Raw genomic sequence first — 17493 nt, 5'->3', positions numbered from 1 at the left:
CTATACCCCCCCCCCCCCCCCCTCCTCCCCCCCCCCCTCCCCCCCCCCCCCCCCCCCCCCCCCCCCCCCCCCCCCCCCCCCCCCCCCCCCCCCCCCCCCCCCCCCCCCCCCCCGCTTCCCGTCTGCGCACCCGGATATTCAGGAAGAAGCCATGAGAAAGATCCTCAGCACGCTCGCCGTCGTAGTCGCCGCCACCGCGGGCCTCACGGCGTGCGGATCCTCGGACGCTTCCGGGGAAACCCTGCGCGTCGGCACCCTCACCGACGCCCCGCCGAGCATCTACCTCGAAAACGGCCAGTTCACCGGCTACGACAACGAACTGCTGCGGGACATCGCCAAGCGCGAGGGCTTCAAGGTCGACTTCGTCGGCACCGAATTCTCCAGCCTGCTCGCGAAGGTGGCCGGCGGCCAGCTCGACATCGGCAGCTCGACGATCTCCGCGACCGCCGCGCGCAAGAAGACCGTGGCGTTCAGCAACGGCTACGACACCAGCTACACCACCGTCGTCAGCAAGAAGGGCGCCGCGCTGCCCGCCGCGAACTCGTTCGCGGGCAAGCGGGTCGGCGTCGTGCAGGGTTCGGTGCAGGACGAGTTCGCCGGCAAGCTCGCCGGTGCGCAGGTTGTCCGGTTCCCGGATTACAACGCCGGTTTCGCGCAGCTCAAGACCGGCGGTCTCGACGGGTGGGTCGTCCCGAAGGACATCGGCCAGAAGTACATCGACCAGAACCCGGCGGTGCCGCTCGAATTCGGCTACACCGTCGCGGACAAGGACACCCCGTCGGCCTTCGCGGTCGCCAAGTCGAACACCGAGCTGTTGAAGAAGATCAACGACGGCCTGGCCAAGGCGATCGCCGACGGCACCGCGGCCCGGCTGCACGCGCAGTTCTTCAAGGAGGCTCCGGTCGCGAAGGAGCTGGAGAAGGGCGGACCGGGCCTCCCGGTGGCGAACTCCTGATGCGCGGGCACACTGGTGGCATGAAGAAACTGATCGTCACCGCCTTCGCGGCGGCACTGGTCGCCGGTCTCACCGCGTGCGGTGGCGACGCTGGCGAGACCACCCTGCGGGTCGGCACCCTCAGCGACTCCCGGCCCAACGCCTACCAGGAGAACGGCCAATTCACCGGCTTCGACAACGAGCTGCTGAAGGACATCGCCGCGAAGGAAGGCCTGAAGCTGGAATTCGTGTCGACCGACTTCTCGGCGCTGCTGGGCAGCGTCGCGAACGGCCGGTTCGACATCGGCAGTTCGGCGATCGCGCAGACCGACGAGCGCAAGAAGACGGTGGCGTTCAGCGATCCGTACAACTACCAGTCGCTCGGCATCGAGGCGAAGGCGAGCGCGGGCATCACCGACGAGAACTCGTTGGCGGGCAAGCGGATCGGCGTGGTGCAGGGCACGGTGTCGGACACCTGGCTCGCCGCGAACGCGCCGAAGGCGCAGGCGGTCCGGTTCCCGAACGACGCGGCGGCGCTGAGCGCGCTGAACTCCGCGGCGGTCGACGGCGCGGTGTTCGACCAGGTGTCCGCGGAGGATTACGCGGCCAAGAACCCGCAGTTGAAGGTCACGAAAGCGATCACTACCAACATTCCGCACGGGTACGCGGTGCGCAAGGGCAACAGCGAGCTGCTGGCCAAGCTGAACGACGGCATCAAGAAGGCGGTCGCGGACGGCACCTGGCAGAAGGTCCACCAGCAGTTCGAGCCGAACATTCCGGTTCCCGCGGATTTCAAGACGAAGTAGCCTGATGGACCAGTTTTTCGACACCTTCCTCAACTGGCAGTACATCTGGGAGGTTTTCCCGGACCTGCTCAAAACCGGCCTGCTGAACACCCTGATCCTGTCGGTGGCGGCGGCTGTAATCGGGACCCTGCTCGGCATGGTGCTCGCGGTGATGGGCCTGTCCACCAAACGCTGGCTGCGCTGGCCGGCGCGGGTGTACACGGACATTTTCCGCGGCCTGCCCGCGATTCTGACGATCCTGGTGATCGGCCAGGGCGTCGGCCTGCTCGCTCGCGGATTGGTGGGCAACAACCCGTACCCGCTGGGCATCGCCGCGCTGAGCCTGATCGCCGCGGCGTACATCGGCGAGATCTTCCGGGCCGGTATTCAGAGCGTCGACAAAGGACAGCTGGAGGCGAGCCGTGCGCTCGGCATGAGCTACTCCAAGGCGATGCTGCTGGTGGTGATCCCGCAGGGCGTGCGGCGGGTGCTGCCCGCGCTGGTGAACCAGTTCATCGCGCTGGTCAAGGACTCGACCCTGGTGTACTTCCTCGGTTTCCTTACCTCGCAACGAGAACTGTTCCGCATCGGCCAGGACCTCGCGGCCAACACCGGCAACCTGTCGCCGCTGGTCGCCGCGGGTGTGGTCTACCTGGTGATCACCGTGCCGCTGACGCACCTGGTGAACTACATCGACAAGCGGCTGCAGACTGGTCGCAAGGTGACCGCGGAGAGCAACGAGATGCTCGCGGGTGGGACGGTATGAGTACGGCAATTCGTTCGTCTTCGGTGGAATTGAAAGACATCCACGTCCGCTTCGGGACACTGGAGGTCCTGCGCGGAGTGAATTTGAAGGTGCCGAGCGGCAGCACCACGTGCGTCATCGGCCCGTCCGGTTCGGGCAAGTCGACCCTGCTGCGCTGCGTGAACCGCCTGCAGGAGCCCGACAGCGGCGATCTGCTGCTGGACGGGGAAAGCGTCATCGCCTCGGATCCGGACGCGTTGCGCCAGCGCGTGGGAATGGTGTTCCAGCACTTCAACCTGTTCGGGCATCGGTCTGTTCTGGACAACATCGTGCTGCCGCTGCGCAGCGTGCGCGGTCTGTCCAAAGAGGACGCAGCGGAGGTCGCCCGTGCCCGGCTGGCCGAAGTCGGTCTCGCGGACAAGGCCCCGTACCGCCCGGCGGCGTTGTCCGGAGGCCAGCAGCAGCGGGTGGCGATCGCCCGCGCGCTGGCGATGGAACCGGAAGTGATGCTCTTCGACGAGGCCACGAGCGCGCTGGACCCAGAGCTGGTGAAGGGCGTCCTGGACCTGATGGCGGGGCTGGCATCGCGAGGCTTGACGCTGATCGTGGTGACGCACGAGATGGGGTTCGCCCGCAGCGTCGCCGACGAGGTCGCGTTCATGGACGCGGGCCGGATCGTGGAGCAGGGGACGCCGGAGCAGGTGTTCGAGGCACCGGCTAGTCCTCGGTTGCAGCAGTTCTTGTCGCAGGTGCTGTGAGGGGACGACCGTCCTCGCAGAGCACGAAGCTTTCGCTGGCTTGCGCGGCTTCCCAGGCGACGCGGAGCCGCCGGGCCAGCGACGGGGCTACTCGCTGAGTCGCCTCGTCGATCGCCACGAGGTGCACGGCCAGGATCTCTGGGTCGGCAAGGGTTAGGCGGGCGGCTTCCGCTTCGGAGATTCGGCCTCCGTCGAAGATGAACGCGAGCCCTTCCGGCATCCGGCCGTCGTCCGGTGCGTAGTCGATGACCAGCAGCGGACCGAGCGGGCGGTCGATCCCGATTTCCTCGGCTTGTTCCCGGCGCGCCGTGCGCCACGGCGGCTCGCCCGCGTCGCATACGCCGCCGGGTATGTCCCAGCTGTCTTTATAAGACGGCTCGACGAGCAGAACGCGCCCCGTTTCGTCGCACAGCAGGGTGCCTGCCGACATCCGCTTCCGCGGCAGCGAGCGCACATACTCGTCGAACGGCAGCAGCTCCTTCGGAACCGCCAGGTACCGTGATCTCCATGGGGATGATCTCGCGGCTCACGTACTACCCGGTCAAAGGCTGCGCTGGCACCACAGTCCAGTCCGCCGACGTGACCCCGGCCGGTCTCGCGCACGATCGTGAATTCATCGTCACCGCGGCCGACGGCGACTTCCGCAGCCAGCGCCGCTTCCCGATCATGGCCGCCATCCGGCCCCGCCTCCTCGACGGCGGCTCCCGCCTCGCCATGTCCGCGCCGGGGATCGAAGACCTGACCATCGAGGTCCAGAAGGACGGCCAACGCCACCCCGCGTCCACCTTCAACTGGACCGGCGAGGGCGTCCACCAGGGTGCCGACGCCGCTGAGTGGTTCTCTACCGTGGTGGGTAAGCCGTCCGTGCTGCTCGGCGTCACTCCGGAGCATGACCGCGTCACGGGCGGCGAGACTCCCGGCACCGCGAGGTTCGCCGACGGCCACGCGATCCTCGTCATCTCGGAATCCTCTTTGGACCACCTGAACGAACGAATCGCCGAGCGCGGCGGCGAACCGGTGCCGATGGACCGGTTCCGGCCCAACCTCGTGATCCGCGGCTGGGCGGAACCGCATGCCGAAGATTCAGTCCGTCGGATGGAAGCCGGTGGCGTCGAGTTCGCCTACGCGCAGCTGTGCGTGCGCTGCGCGGTGCCGATGGTCGATCAGGAAACCGGCAAGCGCTCCGGCCCGGAGCCGATTCGCTCGCTCGCGGGGTACCACCGTGACCCGGACGGCGGCGTCCTGTTCGGCATGAAGGCGGCGGTGACCCGGCCCGGTCAGCTGGCGGTCGGCGACGCGGTGATGGTGCACTCCTCGGCCGGCCCGATCCGCAGCACCGAAGCCGCCGAGCCGCCGTTGACGGCGACGGCCAGCTTCCCCGCCGAGTCGGTGTAGACGAGGTTCGCGCCGGGCGGCACGTCGGCGAAGGTCCGGCCGATCGTGGCGGACACCGCGACCTGTTCGCTGTGCACCGTCACCTCACCGGTCAATCCGGTTAGTTCGAGGTCGGCGGGAGTGGCGGCGAGCTGGACGTTGCCGAAATGGTCGACGGTCAGCACGTCTGAAACGAGCTTGCCCGGGAAGGCTGCGACCAGCGGTTCCGGCAGCCGCACCAGGTCGTGGATGGCGGGCCCGAAGGAGCCGGGGTTCGCGCCGAGAGCGAGCTTCGCGGCAACCGGCGCGAAGATGTCTCGTCCGTGAAAGGTCGCGGACGTCGGCGTGCGCACGTCGATCACGTACGACGCGTACACGCCGCCTAGCGCCTCCGCGGCGGGTATCAGCAGGCCGTTGTCCGGGCCGACCAAGATGCCGTGCGTCGCGACCACCACGATGCCTCGGCGCTCAGTGCCGACGCCGGGATCGACGACAGCGAGGTGTACGGCCTTAGGCAGCGACGGCACGGTCTGGGCGAGCACTGCCGCGCCTGAGCGCACTTGCTGCGGCGGTACGAGGTGAGTGACGTCGAGAACGCGTACGTCGGGCGCGATGCCGGCGATGACCCCGTGGCAGGCGGCCACGAAGCCGTCACGCAGCCCGTAGTCGGAGGTGAACGAAATCCAGCGGTAGGCCATGACCTGCATCATCCTCGCGGTAGCGGTGCTCGGGTTAGGGTGCAGCGGTGACGACGCTCGCCGATTACCCGAAGATCGCCGCCGGAAAAGTCCGGGACCTGTACGCGGTCGGGGACGACCACCTGCTGCTGGTCACCTCGGACCGCATTTCCGCCTACGACTTCATCCTGGACACGCCTATCCCCGACAAGGGCCGCGTGCTCACGGCGATGAGCGTGTTCTGGTTCGAGCAGCTGTCGGACCTGATCCCGAACCACCTTGTCGCGTACGACGACCCGCGCATCCCTGCCGAGGTACGCGGACGCGCGCTGCTCGTACGCCGTCTCGAGATGCTTCCGGTGGAGGCTGTCGCGCGCGGGTACCTCACGGGGTCCGGCTACTCGGACTATCAGCGTACGGGCGCGGTGTGCGGCGTAGAGCTGCCCGAGGGGCTCGTAGAGGCCTCGAAGCTGCCGTCGCCGATCTTCACGCCCGCGACGAAGGCGGCGTTCGGCGAGCACGACGAGAACGTTTCGTTCGACGCAGTGGTCGCGGCTATCGGCGCGAAGCGTGCGGAAGAGCTGCGCGAGGCGACGCTCGCGGTGTATCGCCGCGGCGCGGAAGTGGCGGCGAAGCGCGGAATCCTGCTGGCGGACACGAAGTTCGAGTTCGGCGTGGACGAGACGGGCGCGCTGGTGCTGGCGGACGAAGTGCTGACGCCGGATTCGTCGCGGTACTGGCCGGCGGAGGGGTACGAGCCGGGAAGGGTGCAGCCGTCGTTCGACAAGCAGTACGTGCGCAATTGGCTGACGGGGCCGGAGTCGGGCTGGGACAGGGCGTCGAACGTGCAGCCGCCGCCGTTGCCGAGTGAAGTGGTGGAGGCGACGAGGGGAAGGTACGTGGAGGCGTACGAGAGGATGACGGGGTTGTCGCTGGAGGACTGGCTGTAGCAGCCGAGGGGGCACAGGGAGAGAACCCCGAAAACTGTCGGTGCCCGCTGACAGACTGCAACCATGACCACACCGTACGCAACACCGCGCGCGAGGGCATTGGGCCTGGAGCTACGCGCGGCGCGGGAGAGAAGAAGACTGGGTGTAAGAGAGTTGGCCCGGTTGCTGGGGATGACGCCTGGTTTCGTGACGAACTGGGAACGAGGACTGCGGCTGCCGAAGCCGGAGGACATCGGAGCGGTCCTGGCGCACTGCAGGGTGATCGGGCCGGACCGCAGGCGAATAGTGGAGATGGCGCGAGGAGCGCGAGAGCAGGACTGGATAGACAGCGGCGGAGAAGAGCCGTACCTGGAGTGGGAGCGCACGGCGGAGGCAGTGTTCGGCTGGGAGCCGGAGGTGGTGCCGCCGTTGTTGCAGACGAGCGGGTACGCGCGAGCGCTGCTGTCGAGCGCTTCGGGCGCCGCCGAGGACGAGCTGGAGGCGCGGGTAGCCGAGAGGCTGGCGCGGCGTGCGGTGCTCGATTCGGGTACGCGGTGTGTGCTGGTGCTGGGGGAAAGGGCGCTGCACAAAAGGATCGGCGGCGCGGACGCGATGGCGGAACAGCTGTGCCATCTGCGCGAGCGGCTGGCGGAAGGCAAGGTCGACCTGCGAGTGGTCCCGGCGGACCCCCGTCCCGATCTGGGCAGGGGGTTCACGATTTTCGATTTCGCGGACCTGCCGTCGATCGTCCACGAGCGGTTGCTGCGAGAGAGCGCGAGCAGTTCGAGCCCGGCGCGGGTGGCGAAATATCGCGAGGCGGCGGAAACGTTGCTTGAGTTGTCCTTGCCGAAGCCAGAGACGGACGCTCTGCTGGAGTCGGCGATACGAAAATTGTCGGTGCCCTAGGGCAGAGTGGGTGCCGATGGAGGGAGCGGCATGAGCCGAGCTTTGGTACTGGGCGGCGGTGGCGTCGCCGGGATCGCGTGGGCGACCGGATTGCTGACCGGGCTCGCGGAAGCGGGTCAGGACGTGACCGGGGCCGACGTGCTGATCGGCACGTCGGCGGGCGCGGCGGTGGCGGCGCAGCTGGGCAGCGGGTTGCCACTGCCGCGGTTGTACGCGCGGCAGACCGATCCGGCCTTGCAAGCGGCGGAGATCGCGGCCGATTTCGACCCGGAAAAGTTCGGCGAGGAGTTCGCCGCGGTGCTGGCCGATGGCGGCACCGCGGCGGAAATCCGCCAGGCGATGGGAAAGTACGCCCTGGCCGCGGAAACCGTGCCGGAACCGCGCCGTCGTGCGGTGATCGAATCCCGCCTGCCGTCACACGATTGGCCCGAGCGTGCGGTGAAAATCGTTGCGGTGGACGCGGAGACCGGTGAACCGGCGGTCTTCGATCGTACTTCTGGCGTCTCATTGGTCGAGGCGGTCGAGGCGAGCTGCGCGGTGCCCGGCATCTGGCCGGTGGTGCCGATCAACGGAAAGCAGTACGTCGACGGCGGCGTCCGTTCTGCCGTGAACGCCGACTACGCGGCCGGTTTCGCCCAGGTGACCGTGATCGCCCCGATGGGCGCGGCGGAACCGCTCCCGGTGGAGCGTCCGCTCGAACAGGTCCTGGCAGAGCTTCGCGAGGCAGGCGCGAAGGTCGCGGTGCTGGAGCCGGACGAAGCCTCGGTCACGGCGATCGGCCCGAACCCGCTGGACCCAGAAACCCGAGCGGCGGCCGCGGCGGCGGGACTGGCACAGGGACAACGGGGAGGGATCGTCTGGGAGTAAGGCTGCCCGACCGCCGGACGGCTCGCTGCTGACCTCGGCTGGCCGTCCGTCGGCTGCGGTGCGGGTTTGGCTTGACGGGCGGGTTTGGGTTCCGCGCTGTGCTGGTTGAAGCTTTGCCGTGGTCGTGTGTGTGCGGCCGAGTTCTGCTCGGTGGGGTGTCAGGTGGCTGCGGTGTGGGCTCGCCTTGGTGGGTGGCTCCGGAATCCGTGTGGCGCTGGTTCATGCCTTGCCGTCGCCGTGTGTGCGCCGCCGAGTTCTGCTCGGCTGGCCGTCCGTGGGCTGCGGTGTGGGCTCGTCGCGGCGGGCGGTTCCGGAATCCATGCTGCGCTGGCTTGATTCCAGCCGCCACCGCGTATATACCGGCAAGCTCTGCTCGGCGCGGCAACCGGAGATTCCGGGCGGCCCCAACGCCGACTCCGGGTGTGGCGAGTCAGGCGGCGACCGCGTTGACCCAGTAGCAGTGGGTGAACACCAGGTTTCCCCCGCGCGAGGTGATCCCGCGGCACCTCCCGCACTGGCACACTGGGCTTCGTGCTTCTGCTCATCAGCGGCAGTCTGCGGGCCGGTTCGGTCAACGCGGCTGTCATCGCGACCGCGGCCGGTTTCACGCAGTCCACTGTGTACGGCGGCCTCGCTGGGCTGCCGCATTTCAATCCGGACCACGATCGGGAACCGTTGCCCGTCGAGGTCGTGGCGTTGCGGGAGGCGATCGGGGCGGCGGACGGCGTCCTCTTCTGCACCCCGGAGTACGCCGGTGGCCTGCCGGGTTCCTTCAAGAATCTGCTCGACTGGACCATCGGCGGCGGCGAGATGTACGGCAAACCCGTCGCGTGGATCAACGCGTCTTCGATTGCCGCGCCGACCGGGGGCGCGGACGCGCACGAATCCCTCCGCAAGACGCTCACCTACGCGGGCACCCGCATCGTCGACGACGCTTGCGCGAGGATCCCGATTCCCCGCCAGGCCGTCGAGAACGGCACCCTCCTCGACCCCGACCTGCGCGGACGGGTCGCGGTCGCGGTGCGGCGGCTCGTGGAGGCGGCCAAACCGGTTACTCCGTGAGCGGTGGCGGGCGAGGTGTTCGGAAGGGGCTAGCGTCCTTCGACAGGTCGCGAACTTGTTCTTCGACAACGGAAGTCGGTGCCGCGGCCGAAATCGCCGCGCGAGAAAGCGGCCTGCGTGGATCCTGCGGACAAAGCGAGCACAGGCCGGGGCTTGGCTGAGACACAGGCCCGAAAATCAGTGGCACTGCGGCATTTGCCCGGTTAGCGTCCACAAGAGTGAATTACGAGCATCCTCTCGCCTACCTCATCGGCATCGAAGGAGCCGCGCTGCTCCGCGCGTTCACCGGCGAGCACGATCGCGAGTTCGTCGAAGCGCGGCTGGCCGAGATCCGCGCGCTGCTGGCCGACGAAGAGCTGGCTGAAGGCGTCGAGGTAACCCACCTCGCCCCGCGGGACGGGTACGCCCGCTGGGCCGCCGCGTACGACTCGGGCGAGAACGCTGCCTTCGCCGACGAGCCCCACCTCGCGGCGATCCTCGACACCATTCCGCCGGGCCGTGCGCTCGACGCCGCCTGCGGCACCGGGCGTCTCACCCGCCTTCTGGTCGAGCGCGGGCACCACGTGGTCGCCGTCGACGGTTCGCCCGAGATGCTCAGCCGCGCCAAAGCCGACTCGACTTTGGTCGCCGACCTGCGGGAACTGCCGGTCGACGACGGGTCGCAGGACGTCGTGCTCTGCGGGCTCGCGCTGACGCACGTGCCGGACCTGACGCCGGTGATCGCGGAGTTCGCCCGCGTCCTCGCCCCGGGCGGGCACCTCGTCCTCTCCGACGTGCACCCGGAGCAGGTCCAGCGCGGATCGATCCCGTCAGTGCGCACGGCCGAGGACGCTCCGGCGCGGGTGAGCACGAGCCACCACCGCGTGGGTGACTACTTGCGCGCGTTCTTCGCCGCGGCTCTCACGCCGGTGAGCTGCCAGGAGCCGACGCCCGCGTCGACCGCACCGCGCCAGGTTCCGGGAGGCGGGCCGTGGGACCTCTGGCCGTGGTCGCTCAACGGGCTGGTCCCGGACGCTCATGCCGCGGCGGCGAAGGACGTCCCGTCGATGCTCATCTGGCACTGTCGCAAAGCTGCCTGAACACCCGCGCGGGCCCGACGGTGACTGTCCGCCGCGTAAGTCTCACTCGCAGTTCACGGAGCGGTCAGGCGGTCGCCACACGGCTGCGGCGCAATGGTGGGGTGGATGCTCGCCTGCTGGTCTCGCTGTCCGGGGTCACCACGCGCACGCTGCACCGTTGTGCGCATCTGGCGGCCGAACTCGAACGTCGGCATGTCCCGCTGTCGATCCTGCATGTCGCGCGCACCGAAGACGGACCCGTCACGGCCTGGGTCCGTACGCGCGCCGCAGCGGGCGACTCGGTGCTGCTCAACGGCTACGACCACCGCATCCCGCCGACGCATCGCGCTGTGCACCTGGGCCGTAAGGCCGAGTTCGCCGCGCTCCCCGCGCACGAAGCGCGGCTTCGGCTCATCGCCGCGAAGGCGGCTCTCGACGCTACTGGCGTGACTGTCGACGGCTTCGCACCACCGCGCTGGCTCGCGTCGCCCGGGACCGTGCAGGCGTTGCGGGAACACGGCTTCACGCTGTGCGCCGACCAGAACGCCGTCCGGGACCTGGTGACCGGCGAGATCCGGCGCGCCCGCGTACAGGACTTCACGAGTCAGTCGCACCGTACGGAGACCGTCCGTTGCTTCGCGCTCGTACTGGCCTCCGCCCGGGCCGCGCGCCGAGGCGGGCTGGTGCGGCTTGGTATCGACGCCGTCGACCTCAGCCGCCCCGGCTTGCGGCAGGCGTTGCTGGACGCGGTGGACGTCGCCCTCGAAAACCGGGCTTTCGGGAGCACCTACGGCTCCCTCCGGCACACCGCTCCCGCCTAGACCTCCGTCGCGACGCCTCGCTCCAGCACCTTCACCTCGGTGCCCTCCGGGGCGAGGTTCTGGAACAGCCCGTAGTGCATCGCCGGGTTGGCCAGCACCGCCTCGTGGATCGGCACCGAGCGGCGCGGCGCGACCGCGCGCAGGAAGTCCACCGCTTCGCCGGCTTTCAGCCACGGGGCTCCGGTGGGCAGGCCGAGCACGTCGACCTTCTGCTCGGGCACGAAGAACGAGTCGCCCGGGTGGTAGAACGCGCCGTGGTCGACGAGGTAGCCGATGTTCGGGATGACTGGGATGTCGGCGTGGATCACCGCGTGCTCGCCGCCGACGACCGACACCGAGGTGCCGCCGAACTCGAACGCGTCCCCGGGACGGGCGACCTCGAACTCCAGGTGCAGTTTCTCGATCGCCTCGGCCGAACCGGGGTCGACGATCAGCTTCGCGTCGGGATTCGCCTCGAGCAGCCTGGGCAGCCGTTCGACGTCGAGGTGGTCGAAATGCTGGTGGGTGATCAGCACCGCGGACAGTTCGCGCTCGGCCTCGAAGCCGGTGGAGAACGTGCCCGGGTCGAGCAGAATCCGCTCCGCGGCGGTCTCGAGCAGTACGCAGGAATGTCCGAAATGGACGATCCGCATCAGGTTTTCTCCTTACCAAGATCGGTCGGTTCAACCCTACGCCGCGGGTCCTGTTTACGAGGGCGTCCAGCGCGAGCTTCCGGTCGGAGGACTTTCCGCGCCCGCTCTCGGATGCCATGCTGGCGGGAAGCCCGGGCAACTGTTGGCAGAGTGTCAGCAACCTCGTAGCCTGGGGGTTCACCGAGACGGGGAGACGCCGATGACCGCGGTCCAGCCGAAGCCGACGCACGTCGGCGAGACGTTCGATTCGCTTAGCCCGGCCACCGACGAGGTCGTCGGCACCTATCCGGTGCACACAGCCGACGAGGTCGGTGCCGCCGTCGAGCGGGCCAGGGCGGCTGCGCGCTGGTGGGACGGCCTCGGCTTCGCGGGTCGCGCGGAGCGGCTGCAGCGCTGGAAGGGCGTGCTCACCCGGCGGCTGCCGCAGCTGTGCCAGGTGGTGCGTGACGAAACCGGCAAGCCGATCGCGGACGCCCAGCTGGAGAGCGTGCTGGCGATCGAGCACATCGCGTGGGCGGCGAAGAACGCTCGCAAGGTGCTCGGCAAGCACCGCCGCTCGTCCGGCCTGCTGATGGCCAACCAGGCCGCGACCGTGGAGTACGTGCCGTTGGGCGTGGTCGGCGTGATCGGGCCCTGGAACTACCCGGTGTTCACCCCGCTCGGCTCGGTCGCGTACGCGCTGGCCGCGGGCAACGCCGTGGTCTTCAAGCCCAGCGAGTACACCCCGGGCGTCGGGAAGTGGCTGGTGGACGCCTTCGCCGAGGTCGTGCCCGAGCAGCCGGTGCTGCAGCTGGTCACCGGGTTCGGCGAGACCGGGGCCGCGCTGGTCGGCTCCGGCGTGGACAAGATCGCGTTCACCGGCTCCGCGGCCACCGGCAAGAAGATCATGGCCGCCGCCGCGGACACCCTGACCCCGGTCGTGATCGAGGCGGGCGGCAAGGACGCGCTGCTGGTCGACGCGGACGCGGACCTGGAGGCGGCGGCCGACGCCACCGTCTGGGGCGCGTTCTCGAACTCCGGCCAGACCTGCATTGGCGTCGAGCGCGTTTACGTGCACGAACGCGTGGCCGACGAGTTCGTCGCGCGGGTGGCCGAGAAGGCGAAGAACGTGCGCGCCGGTTCCGACGAGGACGCGCAGTACGGCCCGATCACCATGCCCTCGCAGCTTTCGGTGATCCGCCGGCACATCGAGGACGCGCTCAAACGCGGCGGGAAAGCGGTGGTCGGCGGGGTGGAGAGCGTCGGCGACCGCTATGTCCAGCCGACCGTGCTGGTCGACGTCCCGGAGGACTCCGAGGCGGTGCGCGAGGAGACGTTCGGCCCGACGGTGACCATCGCCAAGGTCCGCGACATGGACGAGGCGGTGGAGAAGGCCAACGCGACCAAATACGGCCTCGGCTCGACGGTGTTCTCGCGGGCGCGCGGTGCCGAGCTGGCGTCGCGGCTGCGCGCGGGCATGACCGCGGTGAACGCGCCGCTCTCGTTCGCCGGGATCGCGTCGCTGCCCTTCGGCGGCGTCGGCGATTCCGGGTTCGGCCGGATCCACGGCCCGGAGGGGCTGCGCGAATTCGCCCGGCCGAAGGCAGTGGCCCGGCAGCGGTTCACCGCACCGATCACGCTCACGTCCTTCTCCCGCAAGGAATCCACGGACGCACTGGTCGCCAAGCTGATCACCGTCCTGCACGGCAAGCGTTAAGGAGAACTGTTGCCCGGCTTCGGCGATTTCCAGCACGAGATCTACTTCGCCGGATTGACCGGCCGCGTTCCGGACCTGCCGATGTCGTACGCGGAGCTGGAAGCGCGTGCGGCGCAGGCACTTCCGCCGTCGGTACTGTCCTATGTGGCCGGTGGCGCGGGCGACGAGCGCACCCAGCGCGCGAACGTCGAGGCGTTCGAGCGCTGGGGCTTGGTTCCGAGGATGTTCGTCGGCGCGAAGGAACGCGACCTGTCGGTGGACCTGTTCGGGATGACGCTGCCGTCGCCGCTGTTCCTCGCGCCAGTCGGGGTGATCGGCCTGTGCGCGCAGGACGGTCACGGCGATCTCGCGACCGCCAGGGCCAGCGCCCGGACCGGCGTGCCGATGGTCGCCTCGACGCTCAGCGTCGACCCGGTCGAAACACTCGTCCCGGAACTGGGCGAGACTCCGGGGTTCTTCCAGCTGTACACGCCCACCGACCGGGACCTCGCCGCCTCGCTCGTGCACCGCGCCGAGGCAGCGGGTTTCCGCGGCATCGTCGTCACGCTCGACACCTGGGTCACCGGCTGGCGGCCGCGAGACCTGTCGACCGCGAACTTCCCGCAGCTGCGCGGGCATTGCCTGGCCAACTACTTCACCGACCCGGTGTTCCGGAAGCGGCTCGGCAAGGCCCCCGAAGACGACCCGGCGGCCGCCGTCGGGTTGTGGGCGCAGCTCTTCGGCAACCCGCTGACCTGGGACGATCTGCCCTGGCTGCGGTCGCTGACGAACCTTCCGCTGCTGGTCAAAGGCATCCAGCATTCCGACGACGCCCGCCGCGCCATCGACGGCGGGGTCGACGGCATCTACTGCTCGAATCACGGCGGCAGGCAGGCCAACGGCGGTCTCCCGGCGCTGGACTGCCTGGCCGAAGTGGTCGATGCCTCCGGCGGCACGCCAGTGCTGTTCGACTCCGGCGTTCGCTCCGGAGCCGACGTGATCAAGGCGCTGGCCTTGGGCGCGACCGCGGTGGGCGTCGGCCGCCCCTATGCCTGGGGTTTGTCGCTGGCTGGTGCGGACGGTGTTGTCCATGTGCTGCGTACCTTGCTCGCCGAAGCTGACCTGATCATGGCGGTGGACGGCTATCCGACCTTGGCGGACCTCACCCGCGAGGCGCTGCGGCGGGTCGGATAGCCCTCACGAGGGGAGGAAATACCCCTCGCTCTCGTCCCACGGAAGATCGAAATCGTCCAGGTGCACGCGCCATTCCGCGTCCGGTAGCGCGCGGCGCAGCTCGGTCACCGAGCCCAGCACGTGTTCGAGCACCGGCATGACCCGGTCGAGATCGAACGGCATCTTGGTGGACCCGGCCACGATCGAGCCTGGCTCGCTGCCGCCTTCCTCGTACAGGAAGAGGGATTCCTCGTCCGGGTAAGGGAAGGACGACTGGCGCGTGGTGACGATGCGCTCGACGGCGGCTGTCTCGGTCGAAGTGAGCGCGGTCGCCCGGCTCGCGTCGTAGTAGAGGGAAGTGCTCATGGCCCGACCGTAGCGAGGGGGTCCGACAAAAACGGACAATCAGGCGAACGGCTCGCCCAGCAGCTGCGGATCGAGGACGATCGGCGCGGGCCGGTACGCGGGCGGCTTCTCGCTCATCAGCTCGCGCACCAGGAAGTCTCAGCCGCGCGCGGGCGTACGACAGGCAGTCGATGAACACGTGCTCGGCTCCGTGCACGATGAGCAGCTCGAAGTCCTTGTTCGCCGCGATCAGCCGATCCGCCAGCCGATCCGCGATCTCCACATTGGACGAGGCCGCCCACGCCGCAACTGTTCGCGCTCCAACCTGACCCTGCCTTGGAACCCGCCCGCTAGCCGGAACCAGGCCAGACCAGCGTCACCAGGTCCCGCCCGGAAGACCCGAGATCCGGCGGCAGTTCCGGATCGACCCCCAGGTCAAGCAACGCCTGCTCGACGTCGTCAACCGCCTCGGCAGGCAAGCACAACCGTCGCCGCACAACGTCCACTGTGGACGAGAATTCCGCGTACTCCGCCTCCGGCGGCCGCCGCCATTCCACGACTTCCGGCTCGATTCCCACTTCCGCGAGCGCCGCGACACAGTCCTCGGTGGTCGGTCCCGTCGGTCGCTCGATGCCGTGAAACTGTTGCCACAACGGATTAAGCTCAGTCAACGGATGCCGCGCGGCCGTCTCGACCACCACCCGCCGCCGCGCCGCCGCAGTGAGCGCCACGGCGAACGGAGCCAGGTCGGGGACGTTGTAGACCACGTTCCCGCACACCACGACATCCGCCGTCCCCGCTTCCTCGGCGAGATCGGGCCACCGGCCGGACAGCAGCCGATGCTTTACCCCCGTGGCCCGCTCCGCGAACGCCGCGAGCAACTCGTCGTCGGTGTCCACGGCGGTCACGGCGGTGACATTCGCCCGGCCGACCAGGGGCAGACTCGCCGCCCCGGCCGCCGCGCCGATGTCGAGCACCGTGCCCGGCTCCCGCAACGCCTCGGCGGCCAGCCGGTGCGTCGCCCCGATGGGGTGGGCGATCTGCCGATCGGCCCGGCGGAGGAACACCTCACGCGGGAGAACCCAGGGCGATTCCGGAGGGTGCACGGTGTCCGGAATCGCCCAGGCGGCAAGGAGATCCTGCCAGGTGGACAGAGCGGTCATCGAGCCCGAATCAGATCCGCCGCCTTCTCCGCCACCATGATTGTCGGCGCGTTGGTATTCCCGCGCGGCACCACCGGCATCACCGAAGCGTCCACCACCCGCAGTCCCGACACCCCGCGCACCTTCAGATCCGGATCCACCACCGCGTGCTCGCCGCTGCCCATCGCGCACGTGCCGACGGGGTGGTACAGCGTCTGCGTGTTTTCCCGGACATGCTCGGTCAGCGCCTCGTCCGACAGCTCATGCGTCGCCGGCAGGAACGGCCGGTCCAGGAATTTCGCCAGCGGGCCCGACCGGCCGATCTCGATCAGCGAGCGCAGTGCCGACTTTACCGCTTCCAGATCGACCGGCTCCGCGTAGTAAGCCGGGTCGATTTCCGGTTTCCACAACGGGTTCGCCGACTTCAACCGCAGCCGGCCGCGGCTCGCGACGTCGACCAGCGTGGCCGCGGACGTGAAGCCGGGGCAGGTCGGTTCGCGCATTCCGTTGTCGTAGAACAACGTCGGGGCCACGTGGATCTGCATGTCCGGCGCGGCGAGCCCGTCGCGGGTCGAGTAGAACGCGCCCGCCTCGCCGATGTTCGACGCGAGCGGGCCGCGTTTGGTCAGCTGGTAGCGCACCAGTCCGGCGGGTGTCGCGGAGTCCGCGATGTCGGTCGTGCCCTTCGTCGACCAGATCACACCGACCGCCGGGTGGTCGTGCAGGTTGTCGCCGACGCCGGGCAGCGCGGCGACCACGTCGATGCCCAGTTCGCGCAGGTGCTCGGCCGGTCCGACGCCGGACAGCATCAGCAGTTGCGGCGAGTTGATCGCGCCGCCGGACAGCAGCACCTCGGCGTCCGCGCGGACGGTCGTCGGCACGCCTTTGTCCAAATAGGACACTCCAGCCGCGCGGGTGCCCTCGAAGACCACCTTCGTGACCTGCGCGTTCGTCCGTACCGTCAGGTTCGGCCTCGACAAGGCGGGCCGCAGGTAGGCGTCCGCGGTGGACCAGCGGCGGCCGCGTTTGCAGGTGACCTGGTAGAGCCCGGCACCCTCCTGCGACTCGCCGTTGAAGTCGTCGGTGTGCTTGAGCCCCCAGCCGACCGCGCTGTCCACCCACGCGTGCGACAGCTCGTGCGTGAACCGCCGGTCCTCGACGTGCAGCGGGCCGTCCGTGCCGTGCAGCGGACCGCCGAAGCGCTGGTTGCCCTCGGCGCGCTTGAAATACGGCAGCACGTCGTCCCAGCCCCAGCCGGTGGCTCCGTGCGCATCGCGCCAGCCGTCGTAGTCGGCGCGGTTGCCGCGGATGTAGATCATCGCGTTGATCGACGAGCAGCCGCCGAGCATCCGGCCGCGCGGCCAGTACTCCTTCTTGCCGGTGTGCTTCTGCTCGACGGTCTCGTAGTTCCAGTCCCACTTCGTCTTGAACAGCGACGCGAACGCCGCCGGGATCCGGACCTCGTCCGCGGTGTCCTCGCCGCCCGCCTCGAGCAGCAGTACCCGCGCGGACGGGTCCTCGCTCAGCCGGTTCGCCAGCACGCAGCCCGCGCTGCCCGCGCCGACGATCACGTAGTCGAAGGAGTCCTGCTCTGGCACGCTGCCTCCCGG

General features: G+C 69.1%; 19 protein-coding genes. 13 read left to right on the top strand and 6 right to left on the bottom strand.

The genetic code is table 11. From position 1 onward, the window contains the following. The first annotated feature begins 151 nt into the window (after positions 1–151). The 4 genes from ACZ63D_RS38645 to ACZ63D_RS38630 are packed head-to-tail and all read left to right on the top strand — an operon-like array spanning position 152 to position 3222. Entirely contained in the window at positions 152–955 is an 804-nt protein-coding gene (locus ACZ63D_RS38645; protein WP_465359283.1) for a substrate-binding periplasmic protein, read from the top strand. Between the two features lie 20 nt (positions 956–975). Continuing rightward, a complete protein-coding gene (locus tag ACZ63D_RS38640) occupies positions 976–1740 on the top strand; it encodes an ABC transporter substrate-binding protein (RefSeq protein ID WP_465359282.1) in 765 nt (254 codons plus the stop codon). Between the two features lie 4 nt (positions 1741–1744). Further along, positions 1745–2485 (top strand): amino acid ABC transporter permease, encoded by a 741-nt coding sequence (locus ACZ63D_RS38635; RefSeq protein ID WP_354746060.1) that lies wholly within the window; start codon positions 1745–1747, stop codon positions 2483–2485. Beyond that, complete coding sequence (locus ACZ63D_RS38630) at positions 2482–3222, top strand: amino acid ABC transporter ATP-binding protein (protein ID WP_406639551.1); 741 nt, start codon at positions 2482–2484, stop codon at positions 3220–3222. Before ACZ63D_RS38635 ends, ACZ63D_RS38630 begins: the two co-directional genes overlap by 4 nt. Here ACZ63D_RS38630 and ACZ63D_RS38625 read toward each other — a convergent pair. After that, positions 3182–3652 carry an NUDIX domain-containing protein gene (locus ACZ63D_RS38625; RefSeq protein WP_465359281.1) on the bottom strand — a complete coding sequence of 157 codons (471 nt, stop codon included), beginning with the start codon at positions 3650–3652 and terminating at the stop codon, positions 3182–3184. The two genes, ACZ63D_RS38630 and ACZ63D_RS38625, sit on opposite strands and share 41 nt — an antisense overlap. 77 nt (positions 3653–3729) lie before the next feature. Between ACZ63D_RS38625 and ACZ63D_RS38620 the strand changes: the two genes are divergently transcribed. Further along, complete coding sequence (locus ACZ63D_RS38620) at positions 3730–4617, top strand: MOSC domain-containing protein (protein WP_465359280.1); 888 nt, start codon at positions 3730–3732, stop codon at positions 4615–4617. Here the strand turns inward: ACZ63D_RS38620 and ACZ63D_RS38615 are convergent. Continuing rightward, positions 4500–5294, bottom strand: coding sequence for an SAM hydrolase/SAM-dependent halogenase family protein (locus tag ACZ63D_RS38615; RefSeq protein ID WP_465359279.1), 795 nt, complete (start codon positions 5292–5294; stop codon positions 4500–4502). The two genes, ACZ63D_RS38620 and ACZ63D_RS38615, sit on opposite strands and share 118 nt — an antisense overlap. 47 nt (positions 5295–5341) lie before the next feature. On the opposite strand from ACZ63D_RS38615, the gene ACZ63D_RS38610 reads away from it, so the two are divergent. The 6 genes from ACZ63D_RS38610 (at position 5342) to ACZ63D_RS38585 (ending at position 10916) form a co-directional block, all read left to right on the top strand. Then, positions 5342–6223, top strand: a complete 882-nt coding sequence (locus ACZ63D_RS38610; RefSeq protein ID WP_465359278.1) for a phosphoribosylaminoimidazolesuccinocarboxamide synthase — start codon at positions 5342–5344, stop codon at positions 6221–6223. A gap of 63 nt (positions 6224–6286) precedes the next feature. Next, positions 6287–7108, top strand: a complete 822-nt coding sequence (locus ACZ63D_RS38605) for a helix-turn-helix domain-containing protein (RefSeq protein ID WP_465359277.1) — start codon at positions 6287–6289, stop codon at positions 7106–7108. Between the two features lie 30 nt (positions 7109–7138). Further along, entirely contained in the window at positions 7139–7975 is an 837-nt protein-coding gene (locus ACZ63D_RS38600; RefSeq protein ID WP_465359276.1) for a patatin-like phospholipase family protein, read from the top strand. A gap of 585 nt (positions 7976–8560) precedes the next feature. Next, positions 8561–9037: an NADPH-dependent FMN reductase gene (locus ACZ63D_RS38595; RefSeq protein ID WP_465359374.1), complete on the top strand. Its 477-nt coding sequence runs from the start codon at positions 8561–8563 to the stop codon at positions 9035–9037. 218 nt (positions 9038–9255) lie between these two features. Then, positions 9256–10116 (top strand): class I SAM-dependent methyltransferase, encoded by an 861-nt coding sequence (locus ACZ63D_RS38590; RefSeq protein ID WP_465359275.1) that lies wholly within the window; start codon positions 9256–9258, stop codon positions 10114–10116. Positions 10117–10217: 101 nt separating this feature from the next. Further along, a complete protein-coding gene (locus ACZ63D_RS38585; protein ID WP_465359274.1) occupies positions 10218–10916 on the top strand; it encodes a DUF2334 domain-containing protein in 699 nt (232 codons plus the stop codon). Here ACZ63D_RS38585 and ACZ63D_RS38580 read toward each other — a convergent pair. Then, the gene (locus tag ACZ63D_RS38580; protein ID WP_465359273.1) at positions 10913–11548 is read right to left on the bottom strand and encodes an MBL fold metallo-hydrolase; all 636 of its coding nucleotides are present in this window, start codon (positions 11546–11548) and stop codon (positions 10913–10915) included. The two genes, ACZ63D_RS38585 and ACZ63D_RS38580, sit on opposite strands and share 4 nt — an antisense overlap. Positions 11549–11747: 199 nt before the next feature. Here ACZ63D_RS38580 and ACZ63D_RS38575 point away from each other — a divergent pair, with 199 nt between their 5' ends. Together ACZ63D_RS38575 and ACZ63D_RS38570 are read left to right on the top strand one after the other, a co-directional pair. Next, positions 11748–13244 carry an aldehyde dehydrogenase family protein gene (locus tag ACZ63D_RS38575; RefSeq protein WP_465359272.1) on the top strand — a complete coding sequence of 499 codons (1497 nt, stop codon included), beginning with the start codon at positions 11748–11750 and terminating at the stop codon, positions 13242–13244. 9 nt (positions 13245–13253) lie between these two features. After that, on the top strand, positions 13254–14417 hold the full coding sequence (locus ACZ63D_RS38570; protein WP_465359271.1) for a lactate 2-monooxygenase: 1164 nt from the start codon (positions 13254–13256) through the stop codon (positions 14415–14417). A 3-nt stretch (positions 14418–14420) separates the two neighbouring features. Here the strand turns inward: ACZ63D_RS38570 and ACZ63D_RS38565 are convergent, their stop codons facing one another. The 3 genes from ACZ63D_RS38565 to ACZ63D_RS38555 form a co-directional block, all read right to left on the bottom strand. After that, positions 14421–14762 (bottom strand): hypothetical protein, encoded by a 342-nt coding sequence (locus ACZ63D_RS38565; protein ID WP_465359270.1) that lies wholly within the window; start codon positions 14760–14762, stop codon positions 14421–14423. A 329-nt stretch (positions 14763–15091) separates the two neighbouring features. Continuing rightward, positions 15092–15904 (bottom strand): class I SAM-dependent methyltransferase, encoded by an 813-nt coding sequence (locus ACZ63D_RS38560; protein WP_465359269.1) that lies wholly within the window; start codon positions 15902–15904, stop codon positions 15092–15094. After that, positions 15901–17481, bottom strand: a complete 1581-nt coding sequence (locus ACZ63D_RS38555) for a GMC family oxidoreductase (RefSeq protein ID WP_465359268.1) — start codon at positions 17479–17481, stop codon at positions 15901–15903. The genes ACZ63D_RS38560 and ACZ63D_RS38555 overlap by 4 nt, the downstream gene beginning before the upstream one ends. Between the last annotated feature and the right edge of the window lie 12 nt (positions 17482–17493).

The sequence above is a fragment of the Amycolatopsis sp. NPDC104775 genome (assembly GCF_055583325.1).
This window is presented reverse-complemented; position numbering and strand designations above follow the sequence as displayed.